The sequence below is a fragment of the Candidatus Pelagibacter sp. HIMB1593 genome (genome assembly GCF_052047755.1).
Lineage (GTDB): Bacteria > Pseudomonadota > Alphaproteobacteria > Pelagibacterales > Pelagibacteraceae > Pelagibacter.
The window spans coordinates 1,261,202-1,279,596 of sequence record NZ_JBNAJK010000001.1; the positions used below are offsets into that span (position 1 = coordinate 1,261,202).

The 18,395-nt window shown below is 33.4% G+C and carries 18 protein-coding genes; 14 read left to right on the top strand and 4 right to left on the bottom strand.

The annotated features are described in order from the left end of the window. Positions 1–3: 3 nt before the first annotated feature. The 4 genes from ACTTA0_RS06695 to ACTTA0_RS06710 all read right to left on the bottom strand — a co-directional run bounded on the left by ACTTA0_RS06695 (position 4) and on the right by ACTTA0_RS06710 (position 3,057). The gene (locus ACTTA0_RS06695) at positions 4–1,035 is read right to left on the bottom strand and encodes a quaternary amine ABC transporter ATP-binding protein (protein ID WP_440614094.1); all 1,032 of its coding nucleotides are present in this window, start codon (positions 1,033–1,035) and stop codon (positions 4–6) included. Between the two features lie 65 nt (positions 1,036–1,100). Beyond that, positions 1,101–1,652, bottom strand: a complete 552-nt coding sequence (locus ACTTA0_RS06700) for a hypothetical protein (RefSeq protein WP_440618164.1) — start codon at positions 1,650–1,652, stop codon at positions 1,101–1,103. Further along, positions 1,652–2,029: an MORN repeat-containing protein gene (locus tag ACTTA0_RS06705; RefSeq protein ID WP_440618163.1), complete on the bottom strand. Its 378-nt coding sequence runs from the start codon at positions 2,027–2,029 to the stop codon at positions 1,652–1,654. Before ACTTA0_RS06705 ends, ACTTA0_RS06700 begins: the two co-directional genes overlap by 1 nt. A gap of 83 nt (positions 2,030–2,112) precedes the next feature. After that, complete coding sequence (locus tag ACTTA0_RS06710; protein WP_262590397.1) at positions 2,113–3,057, bottom strand: ABC transporter substrate-binding protein; 945 nt, start codon at positions 3,055–3,057, stop codon at positions 2,113–2,115. A gap of 145 nt (positions 3,058–3,202) precedes the next feature. Here ACTTA0_RS06710 and gcvT point away from each other — a divergent pair, with 145 nt between their 5' ends. The 14 genes from gcvT to ACTTA0_RS06780 all read left to right on the top strand — a co-directional run bounded on the left by gcvT (position 3,203) and on the right by ACTTA0_RS06780 (position 18,394). Beyond that, complete coding sequence (gcvT, locus tag ACTTA0_RS06715; RefSeq protein ID WP_440676514.1) at positions 3,203–5,542, top strand: glycine cleavage system aminomethyltransferase GcvT; 2,340 nt, start codon at positions 3,203–3,205, stop codon at positions 5,540–5,542. 4 nt (positions 5,543–5,546) lie between these two features. Further along, positions 5,547–5,897: a hypothetical protein gene (locus tag ACTTA0_RS06720; RefSeq protein ID WP_440676515.1), complete on the top strand. Its 351-nt coding sequence runs from the start codon at positions 5,547–5,549 to the stop codon at positions 5,895–5,897. Between the two features lie 102 nt (positions 5,898–5,999). Further along, complete coding sequence (locus tag ACTTA0_RS06725) at positions 6,000–7,328, top strand: NAD(P)/FAD-dependent oxidoreductase (RefSeq protein ID WP_440676516.1); 1,329 nt, start codon at positions 6,000–6,002, stop codon at positions 7,326–7,328. Between the two features lie 70 nt (positions 7,329–7,398). Continuing rightward, positions 7,399–8,868: a glutamine synthetase family protein gene (locus ACTTA0_RS06730; RefSeq protein ID WP_440653866.1), complete on the top strand. Its 1,470-nt coding sequence runs from the start codon at positions 7,399–7,401 to the stop codon at positions 8,866–8,868. Positions 8,869–8,898: 30 nt separating this feature from the next. After that, positions 8,899–9,843, top strand: a complete 945-nt coding sequence (locus tag ACTTA0_RS06735) for a glutamine amidotransferase (RefSeq protein ID WP_075506194.1) — start codon at positions 8,899–8,901, stop codon at positions 9,841–9,843. Continuing rightward, entirely contained in the window at positions 9,831–10,685 is an 855-nt protein-coding gene (locus ACTTA0_RS06740) for a GXGXG motif-containing protein (RefSeq protein WP_262590392.1), read from the top strand. The genes ACTTA0_RS06735 and ACTTA0_RS06740 overlap by 13 nt, the downstream gene beginning before the upstream one ends. Continuing rightward, the gene (locus ACTTA0_RS06745) at positions 10,685–12,088 is read left to right on the top strand and encodes an FMN-binding glutamate synthase family protein (RefSeq protein WP_262590391.1); all 1,404 of its coding nucleotides are present in this window, start codon (positions 10,685–10,687) and stop codon (positions 12,086–12,088) included. Before ACTTA0_RS06740 ends, ACTTA0_RS06745 begins: the two co-directional genes overlap by 1 nt. 9 nt (positions 12,089–12,097) lie before the next feature. Next, a complete protein-coding gene (locus ACTTA0_RS06750; protein ID WP_075506197.1) occupies positions 12,098–12,511 on the top strand; it encodes a hypothetical protein in 414 nt (137 codons plus the stop codon). A gap of 127 nt (positions 12,512–12,638) precedes the next feature. After that, positions 12,639–14,039 carry an ammonium transporter gene (locus tag ACTTA0_RS06755; protein ID WP_440618157.1) on the top strand — a complete coding sequence of 467 codons (1,401 nt, stop codon included), beginning with the start codon at positions 12,639–12,641 and terminating at the stop codon, positions 14,037–14,039. Positions 14,040–14,050: 11 nt separating this feature from the next. After that, positions 14,051–14,281 carry a hypothetical protein gene (locus ACTTA0_RS06760; RefSeq protein ID WP_440614087.1) on the top strand — a complete coding sequence of 77 codons (231 nt, stop codon included), beginning with the start codon at positions 14,051–14,053 and terminating at the stop codon, positions 14,279–14,281. A 59-nt stretch (positions 14,282–14,340) separates the two neighbouring features. Next, positions 14,341–14,490 carry a hypothetical protein gene (locus ACTTA0_RS06765; protein WP_262590388.1) on the top strand — a complete coding sequence of 50 codons (150 nt, stop codon included), beginning with the start codon at positions 14,341–14,343 and terminating at the stop codon, positions 14,488–14,490. A gap of 17 nt (positions 14,491–14,507) precedes the next feature. After that, positions 14,508–15,833, top strand: coding sequence for a type III glutamate--ammonia ligase (gene glnT, locus ACTTA0_RS06770; RefSeq protein WP_440676517.1), 1,326 nt, complete (start codon positions 14,508–14,510; stop codon positions 15,831–15,833). Between the two features lie 3 nt (positions 15,834–15,836). Beyond that, a complete protein-coding gene (locus ACTTA0_RS06775) occupies positions 15,837–16,967 on the top strand; it encodes a diaminopropionate ammonia-lyase (protein WP_440676518.1) in 1,131 nt (376 codons plus the stop codon). Positions 16,968–16,972: 5 nt separating this feature from the next. Beyond that, a complete protein-coding gene (locus tag ACTTA0_RS06780) occupies positions 16,973–18,394 on the top strand; it encodes a cryptochrome/photolyase family protein (RefSeq protein WP_440676519.1) in 1,422 nt (473 codons plus the stop codon). The last annotated feature ends 1 nt before the right edge of the window (position 18,395 follow it).

Here is an 18,395-nt window from a genome sequence, read left to right on the forward strand (position 1 = left end):
GGTTTAGCTACTATTTTTTCTTCCTCCAAAAACTGTATCAATGATTGTTGAAGGTTTTATTGAACCAATAATATTGTTATTAGAGTCAACCACTCCTACAATTTTTTCTTGGGTAAGAATTTTTTCTGCAACATTTTCGATAATGTCGTCTTTTGAAACTTTTATATCTCCTAAATTATCTTTATTTGAACTATCCATTACATCTTCAATGACTAAAACTTTTTCTCTTGGAACTTCTTCAGTAAATTTTCTTACATATTCTGTAGCTGGATTTAAAACAATGTTGGCAGGTGTATCTAACTGTTCTATAATGCCATCTTTCATGATCGCAATTCGATCAGCTAATTTTAAAGCCTCGTCAAAATCATGAGTAATAAACATAATTGTTTTTTGTAATTTTTCTTGCAATCTTAAAAACTCGTCTTGCATTTCTTTTCTTATTAGTGGGTCTAATGCTGAAAACGGTTCATCTAAAAACCAAATATCAGGTTCCACTGCTAAAGATCGAGCAATCCCAACTCTTTGTTGTTGACCTCCTGAAAGCTCTCTTGGAAAATAATTTTCTCTTCCATCAAGTCCAACTAGTTTAACCATTTCCATTGCTCTACTAATACTATCCTCAGTCTTAATACCCTTTATCTGAAGTGGGAAAGCAATATTTTCTACAACCGTTTTGTGAGGCAACAAGGCAAAGCTTTGAAAAACCATTCCCATTTTATTTCTTCTAAGCTCAATTAATTCTTTATTATTCAATTGAAGTAGATCTTGACCTTCTATGAAAATTTTTCCTCCAGTTGCGTCTGTTAATCTTGAAATACATCTTAGTAATGTTGATTTACCTGAACCAGATAAACCCATTACTACTAGCATTTCTCCTTTTGAAACTTCAAACGAAGCGTTGTTAACTCCAACTATGCAGCCGTTTTCTTGAAATGTTTTTGCATCTACATTACCGTTAGATTCTTCAAGCATTTTTTTGGCATTCTCACCAAAAATTTTATAAACTGACTCACACTTAATAACGGTCTCAGACATAAATCTTCTCAAAGTTATATGAAATTCAATAAAATTTAAATGTTAATTATTATAACCTTTCATCATTAAAAATTCTTAATATAGTAAACTCTAGTATCAATACCTGTACTTAAAAAACTCAAAGCTTCTCCACTAACAGTAATAGTTTCATCTACCCCAACATTGTTTCCACTTACCGTAAAACCTGCATAACACTTGCCTTTTTCTTGATCCCATTTGACAAAAGTTTCATCAATTTTATTTCCGTTTATTGTATAAATCTCGTGTGCTCTAAAATTTAAAAAATTAGCACCCATAATTGCTCGTTGTGGAATTAATTTCGTAGCTTTACATACTTGCTCATATACCTCATCAGTTAATCTATAGTGGTCAGTTCCATCGAAGGATACTAAAATTCCTGAAGGTAATTTAGATATTAATTCACTTAGTTTTCTTTCTTCAGCAATTCTTTGTTCTTCCAATTTCATTTTTTCTACAAGCTCGTCTCCCCCTCCAAATATTCCATTTAAAACAGCAAAAAAAGCTATCACTATTGCAGTAACAATAACTAAACCAATAAATTGCTTTGTTGAATTTGAATTGTCCTCAGTTTTATTTAAACTATTTTCGTTCGACATTACTCTTGTAACTTTCCGTTTATCCAAGTACCTGATTTTTGTTTACCGTCTGCCCAAGTAAATGTTCCTTGTCCATTCATGAAACCGTTGGACCATTCACCTTCATAAGTAGATCCATCAGGAAAAGTTAAAATTCCTTTTCCACTCCATTGACTATTTTTAAATTCACCTTTGTAAATATATCCGTTAGGCCATGTCTCAACTCCTTGACCTTCTTTTTTTGTTGCAACCCACTCACCTTCATAAGTTGTCTTGTCGGTATAAATCCATTTGCCAAAACCATTTTCACAGTTTCCTTCTTTGCATCCTGTACTTCGAGCAAATGCAGATGAGTTAATTAAAGAAATTAAAAATATGAAAATTAGAAATTTTTTCATTTTGTCACTTTACACAAATTAGAATAAAAAAAAATCCCCCCCAAACAAGTTGGGGGAGATTTTAATTTTTTTAACTTTTACCCTTATTTAGTAAAAGGTTTCCAAACTGACTCGTTGTCAGCTAACCATTTTTTAGCTGCATCTTCGTGAGTCATCTTATCAACATCAACTAAAGCTGCCATCGCACCAATGTGACTTGTTGAGAATGACATCTTTTTAAATGCTGCTGCTGCGTCTGGGTGAGTTTTTGGGAAATCCTCATGAACTGCTTTTTTCAAGTATCCATCAGGAGAACCACATTTACCATCACCACCATCTTCTGGTCTGCAACCTGCTGTGTATGGAGGGAAGTCAATAAATGTAAAACCAGCACCATCTGTAAAGTTTGGTGTCCAGTTAAAGATTATAGTTCCTCTTCCTTCTTTTTCAGCCGCTGCTAATTCAGCCCAAAGTGCATCTGCACCTCCAGCAAATTTAACCCACCAAAGATCACCTAAGCCTAAAGCTTCAACTCTTTGCGGAATTAAATCACCATGCCAACTTTGAGGTCCTTCCAACATTCTTCCTTTTCCATCTGGAGAGTCAGGTGTTGTAAAGTTTTTAGCACAGTCTGGATTTTTTAAAGCTGTCCAATCTGGTAGACCTGGGCACAAACCTTTTTCAACAACCCAGTTCGGGTAACCCATATCTTCAAGAGTTCTTGCCTCATGATCACCCCAGTCAAGTAAACCACCTTTGTCTAAAGCAGTAGTAAATGACTTACCGAATGCAGACTCCCATACTTCGTGAGAAATAGTTACGTCTCCAATTCTGATTGATTCATAAACCGCTTGTGAGTCAGCGTTTACATATTTTACATTGTTACCCATGCTTTCAAAAATTCCACCAATAACGTAAGCCATTACAATTTGAGATGACCAGTTATGAGTTGGGATTACGATGGGCTTTTTGCTATCAGCGTTAGAAATTCCTGAGAAACTTACTACAGAAATAACTAGAGCAGATAATAATGACATTATTTTTTTCATTTTTTTCCCCTCTATTAATATTAATATTAACACTCTATGTTAAAACGAATAGCTAGGTAAAGAATTATTAGTTCTAAAATATATATATATATTTAATCAATAAAAATGATGATAAAAAATATATCAATATTAAAAAATTTTAAAAATGTTTGAAACAAGTAAAGACATTAAAAATCCTGGACTAAATATTTTACCACCTGGGATTGAACGACATATTGTAAATGGCGGCGCTCTTACTGCTTTTCAAATTTTTCCAGATGATGAAGTAGAAATAATCAACGATGAGGGAAATCAAATTTGTGAAATAATTTGTTTTAATAAAGATGGAAAGTCAGAATTAGGAATTTTAAATTTAAAAGAAAACAGTCAAAAAAATTTCATACGAGATATTTTAAACGGAAAAGATGAAACAATCTTAGCAACAAATTATCAATTAAAAAAAAGAAACTTAAATATAAAAGAGTCTAAATCATCTATAATTTTTGATATTGATACAAAAGCTGAAGAAAAGATTAAACTTAAATCAAAAGATAAATGTTATGCAATCTTTGCTGCACCTGGTGAAGACATGGATGTCACCAAACAAAATCCACCGACAGATTTAACTATATTTATTAAAAGAGCAAAAATTATAAATGATAAAGAATTAAGTGTTATACCCGATCCAGTTTTTGAACCACTTTATGAAAAAAATATAGATAAAGAAACCTCAACATCTTACCAAGTTAAAGAAGGAGATTACATTCAAGTAATAAGTCCAACTGGAAGACAATGTTCAGATTTTGTAGCATTTGATACAAAAAAATTAGAAAAAGGAATAGAAAAAGGATTAGATTGGCAAACAACCAGAACGTTTATGGGAAATACTTTTCCAGGACCTGGATTACATTCAAAATTTTATGATACTGATCATGAACCTTTGGTAGAAGTAATAAGAGATACAGTTGGTAAACATGATACCTTTAATCTTGCATGTACTTCAAAATATTATGAAGATGCTGGTTACTTTGGTCATCCTAATTGCTCAGATAATTTAACTGACAGTATGTCTAAATATGGAGTTGAAAAACAAAAAGGATGGCATGCAATTAATTTATTTTTTAATACTTCAGCTGCCGGATTAAACTCAGTAATATCTGACGAATCTTATTCTAGACCAGGCGACTACGTAATGTTTAGAGCTTTAAAAGATTTAACAATTGGTACTACAGCTTGTCCTAGCGATATTGATGCTTGTAATTCGTGGAATCCTACTGAAATTTTTGTTAGAACTTACGACAAAAATAAAGAATTTAGAAAGTCCTTTGCTTTTCGAATGAAAACAGACTCAGAAAAAAAACTAACTAGAAATTCAGGTTTCCACGAACGTACATCTCAACTAACTAGAAATTTTGTTGATGCAAGAGGTTTTTGGCTTCCAAATGATTATACAAAACACGGAATAGTAAATGAATATAATGCCTGCAGAAACGATGCTGTATTAATTGATTTATCTTCGCTTAGAAAATTTGAAATAATTGGCCCAGATGCTGAAGAATTATTAAACTATACACTTACTAGAAACATCAAAAAATTATCAGTTGGCCAAGTTGTGTATTCTGCAATGTGTTATGAAAATGGAATGATGTTTGATGATGGAACATTATTAAGATTAAGTGAAACAGGATTTAGATGGATATGTGGTGATGAGTATGCTGGAGAATGGTTAAAAGAAGTTGCTAAGAAAAAAAATTTTAATGCAAATGTTAAAAATTCAACTGACCAAATTAGTAATGTTTCTATACAAGGTCCTAAAAGTAGAGAAATTTTAAAAAAGATAATTTTTACACCACCTACTCAACCATCTATTGATGAACTTGGTTGGTTTAGATTTACAATTTGTAGAATTGAAGAATTACAAGGTATTCCATTAATTGTTTCTAGAACAGGTTATACAGGTGAGCTTGGTTATGAAGTTTGGTGTCATCCAAATCATGCACCTGAGGTTTGGGATAAGTTAATGGAAGCAGGAAAAGATGATGGTTTAATTCCTGCTGGTTTTGCAGCTTTAGATAAACTTAGAATTGAAGCTGGATTAATTTTATTTGGAAATGAATTTGATGGTCAACAAGATCCCTTTGAAGCAGGAATTGGATTTGCGGTTCCTTTGAAAACTAAAGAAGAAGATTTCATTGGTAAAGAAGAATTGATTAAAAGAAAAAACAATCCACAAAAAAAATTAGTTGGCTTAGAATTAATTGGAAAAGAAATTGCTGGGCATGGTGATTGTGTTCATATTGGCAGAGCTCAAGTAGGTGTTGTTACAAGTGGGTGTCTATCATCAACTCTAAATAAAAATGTAGCTCTTTGCAGAATAGATGCTCAATATTCAGAAATTGGAACTGAAGTTGAAGTTGGAAAAATTGATGGTCACCAAAAAAGAATTAGTGCTAAAGTTGTTGGCTTCCCATTCTACGATCCAACTAAGTCTAGAGTAAGATCTTAAAAAAATGCCGAAAGAAAAAAAAACCCTATTAGATTTTTGGGAAGAACAAATGAAACAATCTCATACTTCTAGTAATTATTTTTTCAGAAAGTCACCTTCTCACTATCACATGATGTTATTAGTTATGTCAGCTTTTAAAGAAGGAACAAGAATATCTGTTGAAGAATTAAAAACAAAATTATTTAAAACATCTAGGCCAAAATCAGCATTAATAATTACTGAAGCTTGTGAAAAAGGATTCTTTAAACTAGAAAAAACTTCAACTGATCAGCGAATTAAAAATATAGTCCCAAGTGAGTCATTTATTAAAGAATTTAATGACTACTTAGAAACACTAAAAAACATCAGTTATTAATTCATTTTTTGACTGATTTAAAAAGTATCTAATTTTTATATATAATTTTTACTTCTATAAATAATTATATTAATTAACATTATCAAAAAATAATGTTTTGATATGACGACATTACCCTCAAAAGCAAAAGTAGTGATAATCGGTGGTGGTATACACGGTTTAAGTACTGCATGGAAACTTTCAGAAACTTACAAAAATCCTGGTGACATAGTTGTTTTAGAGAAAAAAGATACAGCTGCTGGTGCGAGTGGAATTGCATGTGGAGTTGTTAGAAATAATTATTTTCAGCCAGCAATGAGAGAATTGATGGCTCATTCAGTTTCAGTTTGGGAAAGTGATCCTAAAGCATTCAAATATAATCCAGTTGGATACTTACAGATATCTCCAGAGGTAATGCATGAAGATGTTGCAAGTATTTATGAGCAACAAAAAGCAATTGGATATGAGTCAGTTTTTATTGAAGGTGAAAAAGATTGCACTAAATACATGAAGGGAATTTTTGATGATTGGCAAGCTCAAGGTATCACTTCTGTACTTCATGAAAAAAAAGGTGGATACGCTTTTAATAAAGATTCAATTAAAGCCTTAGAGAACAAATCTACATCTAATGGTGTCCAAGTTATGAAAGGTGTAAGAGTGACTGGTTTTAAAAAAGGAAGTAACAGTCAAGCAGTAACTGGTGTTGAAACTGACAAAGGAACTATTGAGTGTGAACAAGTAGTTGTTGGTGCAGGACCATGGGCAAGAGATTTTTGGAATATGTTAGAGTTACCAAAGACAGCTCACATAAAAGGTAAAGATGGTAAGATGCATGAAACTGATATGTGGACTTACTGGATGCTTCAAGAAGGAGTTATCGGTGTTGAGCCAGATTTCTTAAAAACAAATGATGGTAAACAACCACCTGTAGTTCACGTTGACTCGACGGCACCTTTATACTCTGACAAAACAAAAAAATTATTAACAGATAAAATTTGGGGAATTTATTATAAACCTGATATTGAAGGTTTAGGTGTACAAGGTGGAACTTCTCCTTACATTGTTAAAAAACATTTTGATGAAGTAAACGTTGACCCTTATGGAATTGAGTCTCCAGAGTATCAAACAACAGACGCTTTTAGTGAAATGTGGTGTTCAGCACTTGCACATTGCCAAAAAAGATTTGAAGGAAAATCAGACTTATACAGAAAAGGACCATCAGGTGGTTTAGGATGTATGACACCTGACTCTTTTCCTATCTTCGATAGATTTTTTGAAAACGTTTACATGATTGCTGATGCTAATCACGGATATAAAATGATTGGTGTTGGTGAACTTGTTGCAAAAGAAATTCTTGGTACTGAAAGTGATTTATTGAAGCCGTTTAGATTCAACCGTTACGAGAAGGGTGAACTTCATCCGACTTCTAACAGTCCGTTCCCTTGGAGTTAAACTCTAAGCCTAGACACGAATAAAGTTTTCAGCTACGCTTGAATAATTAATAATTCATTGAGGGGTGAAAATGACGGATCTAGAAAAACATGTTAACCAGCCAGGTAGAGCTAAACTAGTAAAAAAAGTTCGAGAAAAAATTAACGAACTTGGAATAACTTATATTTATTATCAATTTATTTCTGTAACAGGAAGAGTCGTAGGTAAAGGTATACCTGCAGATCACTGGGAAAGAACAGCAGAAAAAGGATTTCAATTAGTTTACGGAGCAACAGCAAACTTATTTTTAGATCGTCATAATAACTACATTGGTTATGGTCCAGAGGCTATGGAGCTTGTTGGAATACCTGATCCTGAAACTTTTGTTCAACTACCTTGGGACAAAAGAGTTGGAAGAGTTTTTGTAACATGTTTTAGAAACAGAGAAGAAAGAGAAAATCCAGGTGGTCACTTAACTTCAGACTGCAGAGGAAATCTAAGAATTTTCATGGACGAATTTAAGAAAAAACATGGTCTTGAATTAAGAGTTGGTACTGAGCCTGAAATGATGTGGTTAACAAAAAATGAGGATGGAACCCCTACTGGTAAAGGTTTTTCTAAACCATTCTGTTATCATATTGATCAATTTGAATCGTTAAGACCAGTATTTATGAAAGTAATTGAATATGCAAAAGCAATGGGTCTTGATATGATTCAAGGAGACCATGAAGATGCACCAGGTCAATTAGAATTAAACTGGACATATGATAACGTCTTAAGAAACGCAGATAGATTATCAACATACAGACAAATTTGTGCTCAAGTTGCAAGAGAACATAACTTGATAGCTTGCTTTATGACTAAACCTTTTATGGGAGTTTCTGCAAGTGGATGTCATACAAATATGTCTTTGTGGAAAGGTGGAAAAGTTAAAGTAAACAAACTTGGAAATAAAAATCTTCCAGGTGTTGAAGAAGTGTTTAGTTACGTTGAAGGTGGAACGAATACTTTTATGCCTGATACTAAAGATATGCAATTACCAGGTAAAATTGGTTTGCAATCAATTGCGGGTATCATGGAACACTTACCAGCACTAACAGCATTAGGATCTTCTACTGTTAACTCTTATAGAAGATTGTGGGACCAAGGTTTCTGGGCACCAGTGTATGCTGACTGGGGATACCAAAATAGAACATGTGGATTAAGAGTTTCTGCACCAGGTAGATTTGAATACCGATCTGTAGACTCTATGCATAATCCATACTTATTAGGTGCAGCGTTACTAAAAGCTTGTGATCATGGAATTAGTAAAAAATTAAAACCAGCTGCTCCTGAGTCTAGAAATATTTACGAAGCTCAAAAGGCTGGTAAAGATGTTAAAAAACTTCCATTAAGTCTTGGTGAAGCTTTGGCTAGACTTGCAGAAGATGAAGTTATCAAATCTGCAATGCCAGATGAAATGTATAAAGTTTTCCACTGGTACAAAAATGATGAGTGGGAAAGATTCTTGGGTGCTACAACTCAATGGGATCTGGATACTTATCTTGATTGCTTACCGTAGGTCATAAAATAATAGAAAGGGTATAAAAATATGTGTGGGATAGCAGGATTAATTCATAGAGGAAAATCCTCAAATGTTGGAAGCGAATTACAAGGAATGCTTCAGGCGTTAAAACATAGAGGTGAAGACTCAACTGGATATGCTTTGTATGGAGATACAGATGGCAAAAATTTCATCATGCGTTTTAAAGTTGGTGAAAACGTAGGAGAAGGAAGTTCGTCTGTTATGGAAGATGTTTCTGTATACGATGAAAGAAAAAAAGTTGTAGATCAAACTCTAGCTGAAATGGGAGCTAAAGTTGTTAAAGAAGAAAGAACACTTCCCTATTCTTTAAGATATGAGATTGATTATAACACAAAAGATTTGTTAGATTTTTCTCAAAGAATAGAAAGTATTCCAGGTGTAGAAATTTTATCTATGGGTAAATCTTTAGAAGTTATTAAAGATTTAGGTAACGCAAAAATGGTTTGTGATAGATATAGTCTAGATAAAGTTGTTGGAACTCATGCGATAGGTCATGCTAGAATGGCGACTGAGTCTGGTGTTGATATCAAATCTGCCCACCCTTTCTGGGGCTATCCTTTTAGTGACGTTTCTGTAGTTCACAATGGTCAATTAACAAATTATTGGAACAACAGAAGAGTGTTGGAAAATAAAGGAATGAGATTTATGTCTGAGTGTGACTCAGAATTAATCGCAGTTTATCTTGCAGAAAAAATGAGAGATGGTGCAACTTTAGAAGAAGGCATGAAAGAGAGTTTAACTGGTTTAGACGGTGTATTTACTTACTTCGTAGCGACAAAAGACTCTTTGGGAATGGCTAAAGACACTATGGCTGCAAAACCTTTAGTTTTATATGAATCAGATGATTTAGTTGCAATGGGATCAGAAGAAATAGCTATTAGATCAGTGTTACCACAAGAAATAGATACATATGATCCATTTGATGGGGAGGTTAAAGTATGGCAAATCTAAAAACAGTATCAAAAAAATCTAAAGCCCAATCAATGGGTATGCATACCGAAGTTCTAACAGGAAGAACTCAACAAAAATTCTTTAACCCAGATGAGGCAGAGAATTTTTATTACTTCGGTACTTATGACGTAGACTTTAACAAAAGAACTGATCTTGATGTTAAAGATATGACTGCTGCAGAGGCTAATAAAGAAATTGATAATTTAATGAGCCAAGGTTACGGAACAATTGTAATCAAAAACCCCCAAGGAAAACATAGTTTGGGTGTCGGTATCCTTAATAAATTAAACTTAATTTTTGAAGGAAGTTTAGGTTATTTTGGAATTGGTTCGTGTGATGGACCAATTGTTAGAATCAATGGAAGAGTTGGTTGGTCTTGTGCAGAAAACTTGATGGCCGGTAAAGTTGTAATTGAAAAAAATGCTGGATCTTGTTTTGGTGCAGCAATCAGAGGTGGAGATTTAATCTGCAAAGGTAGTGTTGGCGCTAGAACTGGTATTGATATGAAAGGTGGAACTATCATCATTGGTGGTGACGCTGGTGCTTTTACTGGTTTTATGATGCAAAGAGGAAGAATAATAATTCTTGGAGATGTAGGAATTAACCTGGGTGACTCAATGTACGATGGGACAATATTCGTAGGAGGAGAAATTGGATCTTATGGTAGTGATGCTGTAGATGCTGAACTAACAGCAAGCGACCAAGATTGGCTAAAAAGAAAATTAAAAGTTGCTGAAATTGGTGAAAATTTTGACGTAAGTAAAATGAAAAAAATTGTAGCTGGTAAAAAACTTTGGAATTACGATAATTTAGAACCTACAGAGAAGAAGGGAGCAATTTAATGCCTAAGAAAAAAAGTAAAAAGAATGGTAAAGGCGTTGGTGGAAAAGCTGACGTTCATGTTCATGAAGAAGGTAAAAGAAATAAAAGTCTACTAGGACACAATGCTATTTTTACTCCTGAAGTAATAGACGACATTCATATCAAATCTCAATTAGGAAGATACAGAATGCGTGGAATGGCATTAATGAAAAAAATTCCAACATTCGATGATTTGGTATTTTTGCCTGGAACACTTACAAGATTTGTAATCGAAGGTTACAGAGAAAAATGTGAAACTAAAACAGTAATTGGTCCAAGATGTGAAAACCCAATTGAATTAGATATACCTGTTTACATTACAGGAATGAGTTTTGGTGCACTTTCATATGAAGCAAAAACTGCTTTAGCAAGAGGAGCTACTATGGCAGGAAGCGCTACTTGTTCAGGTGAAGGTGGAATGATACCAGATGAAAGAAGATATTCAGAGAAATGGTATTACCAATGTATTCAATCAAGATATGGTTTTAATCCTCATCATGCTCAATTAGCAGATGGAATTGAAGTATTTATTGGACAAGGGCAAAAAGTTGGTATGGGTGGACACTTAATGGGTCAAAAAGTAACTGACCAAGTTGCTGAAATGAGATCACTACCATCAGGTATTGACCAAAGATCACCAGCTAGACACCCTGACTGGTTAGGTCCAGATGATTTAGCTCTAAAAGTTGAAGAGTTAAGACAATTAACGAAAAATAAAGTTCCAATTCAGTTAAAACTTGGTGCATCTAAAGTTTATGATGATGTGCGTATGGCTGCAAAATGTGATCCGGACTCTATTTATTTAGATGGTATGGAAGGTTCTACTGGAGCAGGACCACACATTGCTGCTGCAAATACTGGAATTCCAGGAATTGCTGCTATTAGAGAAGCAAGAAGAGCAATTGACGATGTGGGTAAAACTGGAAAAGTAACGTTAATCTACGCTGGTGGTGTAAGAGATGGTGCTGATATGGCTAAAGCTTTAGCTCTTGGAGCTGATGCAATTGCTATTGGTACTGGATCAATGATTGCACTTAACTGCAACAAAGATATTCCAGAAGCTGATTTCGAAAAAGAAATGGGTGTAAAAGCTGGAGAATGTTATCACTGCCATACTGGAAGATGTCCGGTTGGTGTTGCTACTCAGGATCCAAAATTAAGAGCAAGATTAAATCCTGATGATGCAGCGTTGAGAGTATATAACTATCTACACTCAATGACTTTGGAAGCTCAATTATTAGCCAGAGCTTGTGGTAAGACGAATATTCATTCGTTAGAACCAGAAGATTTAGCGGCTTTAACTTCTGAAGCTTCTGCATTAGCGAAAGTTCCACTTGCAGGTACAAACTACACTGTTGGTGTTGATAACTATCACAAAATATAAGGGGTAACGATGGCTAAAAAGAAAACTAAAAAAACTAAATCGAAAGCTAAAGTTTCAAAAGTTAAGTTTGGAGTAAAAAAACAAACTGCTAGAGAAAAAATGATAGGCCAGTCGATTGGTTATAGATACGACGTTAACCTGTTGCCTGATTATAAAAAAATAACTCCATTCTTAAAAAAATATATTGAGGCAATGGGATGGGATGATTTAAATTGGTTGGAAGATGTTCACATGGGTTACGAAGAAGGAAGACCTGCAGTGTTTTGTAGAAATGCAAATGGATGGGTAACAATTCCAAAATCAATTAAACTTCCTAACAATCAACAAGACAGAGACATGATTGCAAGAGAGCTTCTGGTTAAGTTTCAAATGTCTCCAAAACATCCTCTTGTTGATTTGAAAAAGGCATATCTAAAATTTTAAATAACAATCAATAGTTGATTTCAATTCTAAAAACCTAGTGACCACACTAGGTTTTTAGTCTCTCTTTATATTTGTAACTAAGCTAATAATTTTATAGGGTTTAGAATAACAAATATGGGGAGAGAATATGACTGATCAGTTAGCTGCTCTTACTACCATATTTACAGAGTTCTACTACTGGGTAACAGTGGTGCTGATGTTTTTAATTCACGTTGGATTCTGTATGTATGAAGTTGGAGCTTCTCGATACAAACACCATCAACATACTCTTATGAAAAACACAATGCTGATACCTTTGGTAACAGTAACTTGGTTTTTATTTGGTTGGTGGATTTACTGGGCTTTTCCAACAGGACCTGGATTGGCACCTTCAATAATGAATGAAAGTACTGCTCTAATCACAGATGAGTCTGCGTTTAGTGCTACTTGGTATACAGCTACAAGTGAACTTATGGCGATCAATCTAGGAGATCACATTTCTGGTGTCTTCTGGGCTGCATTCCTGCTTTTCTCTTGGACAGCTGCTTCTATCGTTTCAGGAGCAATCATTGAAAGAATTACAACATTTGCATTTGGTATTTTAGCAATTGCAATTGGATCTGTATTTTGGACAATTGATGCTGCTTGGGGATGGCACTTTGATGGATGGATGTTAAAACTTTTAGGGTATCATGATGCATATGCATCAGGAGTAATTCACGCAATTGCAGGTGGATTTGCTTTAGGTGTTCTTGTGGTTTTAGGTCCAAGAATTGGAAAATTCTCATCAAGTGGTGAACCTAGAAACATAGGGCCTAGAAATCCTTGGTTAGTAACAGTTGGATTATTTTTAATTTATACTGGTTTCTGGGGATTTTATGCTGCATGCAACATTCCAATTTTCGACTTAGGTCCAGAATATGGAATGGAAGGTATATCTTATTGGACAGCTACAAACATTTACGTAACTCCTACTACACTTAGTGGTATTACCTTTAACTTCTTGATGTCGTTATCAGGAGGATTATTGGCCGGATATTGGATTGCTAAAGGTGATCCTTTCTGGACATACTCTAGTGGACTAGCAGGTGTTATCTGTGCTTCAGCTGGAAATGACTTATATCATCCAATTCAATCAATGATCATCGGTATGATCGGTGTTGTGATTGCATACAAACTACATTACTGGGTTGAACGAAAGTTCAAAATCGATGATGCAGTTGGTGCAGTAGCAGTTCACGGTTATGCAGGATTTGTTGGTCTTGTAATTTGTGGTTTTGTTTTATGGGGCTACCCTTCATCTGGTTATAGTGTGGGTGCTATGTGGGATGGAACTACTTATGCAACAATCAATCCTGTAGGACAGTTCATCGGAGCAATAATTATGTTTGTTGTTCTTGGACTAATACCAGGCTATGTCATAGCTAAAGTACTTCACGGTATGGGTAAATTAAGAATCCCTCGAGAGGTAGAAATAGCTGGACTAGATTATGAAATGATGGAAGCTGCTAAAGAAGATGAAAAAGCAGTTTCATCTGCAACCAGGTAAAGGAGAAATATATGGCTACAGTAACAAACTGGATAGATCACCTTAACAAGCCGGCTGAGGAAGTAGTTGGCGCTGTTTACCCTGGTGCTGGATCTAGTGAAGGTATACTGGTAATCATTGCTATAATTTTATGGATTGGTTGGCACGTCTTAACTGCGAAATCTGAAAGTGATGAACTTTCAAGATTAGCAAAGAAAAGACATGGTGCTAATGATCATAAAAGCAATATTACCGATTGGTAATTAAACTAAAAATTTGGGCGCTGTTTTAATTAATAGCGCCCTTTTTAATTTAAATTTTTATGACAGATGAAAATGAAGAATTAAGACCCTCAAAAATGAGAGGAGTTGCATTTCCAAAGGCTAAATACGGTGTAATTTTAGCAATAATAATTATTATAGTTGTCAATCTAATTTATTATAAAGAAACTATCTTATCTTTTTTTAAATAATTATGTTAAGCTAAGTAATGGCTAAAGACTTATTTAAAATTGCAAAACAAAAAAAAATTAAATATTTTTTAATCAGTTTTGTCGATCTTTTTGGAGTTTTAAGATCAAAACTTGTTCCAGCTCATGCAATCAAAGAAATGCAAACTGCGGGTGCTGGTTTTGCTGGATTTGCAGCATGGCTAGATATGACACCAGCAGATTCTGATATGTTTGGGATCCCTGATCCTGATAGCTTAATTCAATTGCCTTGGAACAAAGAAGTTGGATGGTTAGCATCTGATTTATGGATGAACGGTAAACCGGTGGAAGCCTCGCCAAGAGTAATGTTAAAAAATCAAATTAAAAAACTTAAGAAACAAAATTTAACGATGAAGTCAGGTGTTGAATGTGAATATTTTTTAATATCACCTGATGGAGAATCAATTGCAGATCCAAGAGATACTCAATCAAAACCTTGTTATGATCAATCTGCATTGATGAGAAGATATGATTTAATTAAAGAAATTTGTGACTGCATGATTGAAATGGGATGGGGTCCCTATCAAAATGACCATGAAGACGCAAACGGACAGTTTGAAATGAATTGGGATTACTCTGACTGCTTAGAAACTGCAGACAGACATACCTTTTTTAAATACATGGTAAAAACAATTGCTGAAAAACATGGATTAAGAGCAACATTCATGCCTAAACCATTTAATAATTTAACAGGTAATGGATGTCATGCTCATGTATCAGTTTGGCAAAGTAAGAAAAATAAGTTTCTAGATAAGTCTGATAAACTTGGATTGAGTAAAATTGCATATAATTTCTTAGGTGGGGTAATTAAAAACGCATCATCCTTGTCAGCATTTTTTAATCCAACAATTAATAGCTACCGAAGAATTAATGCACCACCTACAAAATCTGGAGCATCATGGTCACCAAGTAGTATTTCTTACACTGGAAACAACCGAACACATATGATTAGAATTCCTGATCCAGGAAGGTTTGAATTAAGATTAATGGATGGATCTGCTAATCCATATTTATTACAAGCTAGTATTTTGGCTGCTGGCTTAGATGGTATCAAAAATAAAATCGATCCTGGCAATCCTTTGCATTGCAATATGTACGAAGACTTTGCAAAATATCCTGACTTACCAAAATTACCAGATGAGTTAGATCAATCACTTTCTCAATTAAAAGATAATAAAAGAATGAATGAAGCTTTTGGATCAGATGTTATTTCAAGTTATATAAAATTAAGAGATACAGAAATTAAAGAATTTAAATCAAAAGAAAGTTTTGATAAAACCAAAGCAGTCACTAAGTGGGAAAAAGATAATACATTAGATTGTTAGTTTATGAGTATTTTATCTAACGGTCATCAATGGAAATTAACTGAATTTGTAGATAATAAAAAATATTCATTTGATAAAGATCAAATATTTAGCTCATTAACCTCAACAGATATAGATGATGCTTACAACTCTATTTCAAAATGGGAAGGATACTCCCCTACACCACTAATTAAATTAAACAAATTATCTAAAGAATTAAATTTAAAAAATATTTTTTATAAAGATGAAAATAAAAGATTTAATTTAAAATCCTTCAAAGCCCTAGGAGGAGCTTATGCAGTTGAAAAAGTTACTAAAGGAAATAAAGAAATAGTTGTAGCGACCGCTACAGCTGGAAACCATGGTAGATCTGTTGCTTGGGGTGCAAAAAGATTAGGTTTAAAATGTAAAATTTTTATAAGTGAATTTGTAAGTGATGCAAGAGGCAAAGCTATGGAAGCACTTGGTGCAGAAGTTATAAAAGTAAAAGGTAACTACGAAAATTCTTTGATTGAATGCATAAAACAATCTACAGAAAATAATTGGCAAATTGTTCAGGATGTTGCTTGGAAAGATTATATGCTGGTTCCTAAATATACAATGGCTGGTTATTCAGTAATGATGAAAGAAATAGCTGAACAAATTAGTGATGAAAAAATTTCTCATATTATTCTACAAGCTGGAGTCGGTGGTATGGCTGGTGCAATGGTAGCTGGGATAGCGAGATACCTAGATAATATTCCTAAGATAATTGTCGTAGAACCAGATAGTGCAGCTTGCGTAATGGAAAGTATTAAAACTGGAAAAATAGAAAAAATTGATATTAAACGAGAAAGTTTAATGGGCGGGATGTCGTGTGGAGAAGTGTCACTTGTGCCATGGGAAATCTTAAAAAACTCAGTTAAACACTGTATAAGTTTACCGGATGATGATATCGCTAAAACTATGAAATTACTTGGAAATGCAAGCTTTAGTGAAGAGAGTATAATTGCAGGTGAAAATGCTGCACCAGGTGTAATTAGTTTAATTGCAAGCTGTGAAGATGAAACAATTAAGACAAAAATTGATCTTAATGAAAATTCTAATGTATTAATTTTTGGTTGTGAGGGTGATACCGATCAAGAAATGTATCAAAAATTAGTAAATCAAAAATAATTATAATGAAAAGCACTGGAATATTTTGGATTAGAGAAGATTTTAGAATTGATAATAATCCAGCTCTTTCCTTTGCAACTAATAATCATGAGAATGTGATTGTGTTATATATTTATAACAATAATGAATTTGACAACAAAAGAGAAGCTCAGAAATGGTGGTTATTTAAATCATTAGAGTCAATAAAAACAGAACTTTCAAAATTTAAAATCAATCTAGAAATTTTAAAAGGTGATGAGTTAGATATTTTTTCAAAGCTTAAAAAAAAAGATAATGTATGTATCTATTGGAATAAAATTTATGAACCAGATGTTATATCTAAAGGAAAAAAAATAAGAGATCTATTTATAAAAAACGAAATAGAATACAAATATTTTAAAGGAAATATTTTAAATGAATTTCAAGAAGTAACTAAAAATGATGGTACACCATTTAAAGTATTTACACCTTTCTGGAGAACTGCTGAACAAATTTATCTAAATCAACCTCCAAGTAAAAATTATACTGTAAAAAAGAAAACTAAAGCCATCAATTTTTTTAAGAATTCTCTAGATCTCAAAAATATTTTACCAAATAGAAAATGGTATGAAAAATTTGATAAATATTGGAAAGTTTCAGAAAATGATTCTCAAAAGATTCTAAAAGATTTATTAGAAAATAAAATTAAAGATTATGGAACTAATAGAGATATCCCTTCTATTAATGGTACTTCTAGGTTATCTCCATATTTAAAATTTGGTCAAATTCATGTAAATACAATTTGGAAAAAGTGTAGTGAGCTAAAATCAAAAGGAATAGGATATAGAAAATATATAAACGAACTTGGTTGGAGAGAATTTTCTCATAGTCTAATTAATTACTTTCCTGAATTCTTAAAAGGAAACTTTCGAAAAGAATTTGACAAATTCCCATGGGCTAAAAATGAAAAGTTTTTAAAAGCATGGAAAAAAGGTATGACAGGGTATCCAATAGTTGATGCCGGTATGAGAGAATTATACGAAACTGGATGGATGCATAATAGAATTAGAATGGTTGTAGGATCCTTTTTAGTAAAACATTTGAGAATTAATTGGATAGAGGGAGAGAAGCATTTTAGAAACTGCTTACTTGACTTTAATAAAGCTAATAACGTTGCACAATGGCAATGGGTTGCTGGTTGTGGAGCTGATGCTGCACCATACTTTAGAATTTTTAATCCTATTCTTCAGGGTGAAAAATTTGACAAGGAAGGTATTTATGTAAAAAAATGGGTTCCTGAATTAAATAAAGTTCCTGCAAACTTTATTCACAAACCTTGGGAAATGGAAGTCAAATATCAAGAAGCTATTAAAACAATTATAGGTAAAGACTATCCACAACCAATAGTTATTCATGAAAAAGCAAGAGCTGCTGCATTGGATGCATTTCAATCTCTGAAGAAAAAATAAC

Bases quoted from the DNA above. Each gene is read 5' to 3' on its own strand.
- ACTTA0_RS06695 (WP_440614094.1), bottom strand. From the start codon at position 1,035: ATGTCTGAGACCGTTATTAAGTGTGAGTCAGTTTATAAAATTTTTGGT.
- ACTTA0_RS06700 (WP_440618164.1), bottom strand. From the start codon at position 1,652: ATGTCGAACGAAAATAGTTTAAATAAAACTGAGGACAATTCAAATTCA.
- ACTTA0_RS06705 (WP_440618163.1), bottom strand. From the start codon at position 2,029: ATGAAAAAATTTCTAATTTTCATATTTTTAATTTCTTTAATTAACTCA.
- ACTTA0_RS06710 (WP_262590397.1), bottom strand. From the start codon at position 3,057: ATGAAAAAAATAATGTCATTATTATCTGCTCTAGTTATTTCTGTAGTA.
- gcvT (WP_440676514.1), top strand. From the start codon at position 3,203: ATGTTTGAAACAAGTAAAGACATTAAAAATCCTGGACTAAATATTTTA.
- ACTTA0_RS06720 (WP_440676515.1), top strand. From the start codon at position 5,547: ATGCCGAAAGAAAAAAAAACCCTATTAGATTTTTGGGAAGAACAAATG.
- ACTTA0_RS06725 (WP_440676516.1), top strand. From the start codon at position 6,000: ATGACGACATTACCCTCAAAAGCAAAAGTAGTGATAATCGGTGGTGGT.
- ACTTA0_RS06730 (WP_440653866.1), top strand. From the start codon at position 7,399: ATGACGGATCTAGAAAAACATGTTAACCAGCCAGGTAGAGCTAAACTA.
- ACTTA0_RS06735 (WP_075506194.1), top strand. From the start codon at position 8,899: ATGTGTGGGATAGCAGGATTAATTCATAGAGGAAAATCCTCAAATGTT.
- ACTTA0_RS06740 (WP_262590392.1), top strand. From the start codon at position 9,831: ATGGCAAATCTAAAAACAGTATCAAAAAAATCTAAAGCCCAATCAATG.
- ACTTA0_RS06745 (WP_262590391.1), top strand. From the start codon at position 10,685: ATGCCTAAGAAAAAAAGTAAAAAGAATGGTAAAGGCGTTGGTGGAAAA.
- ACTTA0_RS06750 (WP_075506197.1), top strand. From the start codon at position 12,098: ATGGCTAAAAAGAAAACTAAAAAAACTAAATCGAAAGCTAAAGTTTCA.
- ACTTA0_RS06755 (WP_440618157.1), top strand. From the start codon at position 12,639: ATGACTGATCAGTTAGCTGCTCTTACTACCATATTTACAGAGTTCTAC.
- ACTTA0_RS06760 (WP_440614087.1), top strand. From the start codon at position 14,051: ATGGCTACAGTAACAAACTGGATAGATCACCTTAACAAGCCGGCTGAG.
- ACTTA0_RS06765 (WP_262590388.1), top strand. From the start codon at position 14,341: ATGACAGATGAAAATGAAGAATTAAGACCCTCAAAAATGAGAGGAGTT.
- glnT (WP_440676517.1), top strand. From the start codon at position 14,508: ATGGCTAAAGACTTATTTAAAATTGCAAAACAAAAAAAAATTAAATAT.
- ACTTA0_RS06775 (WP_440676518.1), top strand. From the start codon at position 15,837: ATGAGTATTTTATCTAACGGTCATCAATGGAAATTAACTGAATTTGTA.
- ACTTA0_RS06780 (WP_440676519.1), top strand. From the start codon at position 16,973: ATGAAAAGCACTGGAATATTTTGGATTAGAGAAGATTTTAGAATTGAT.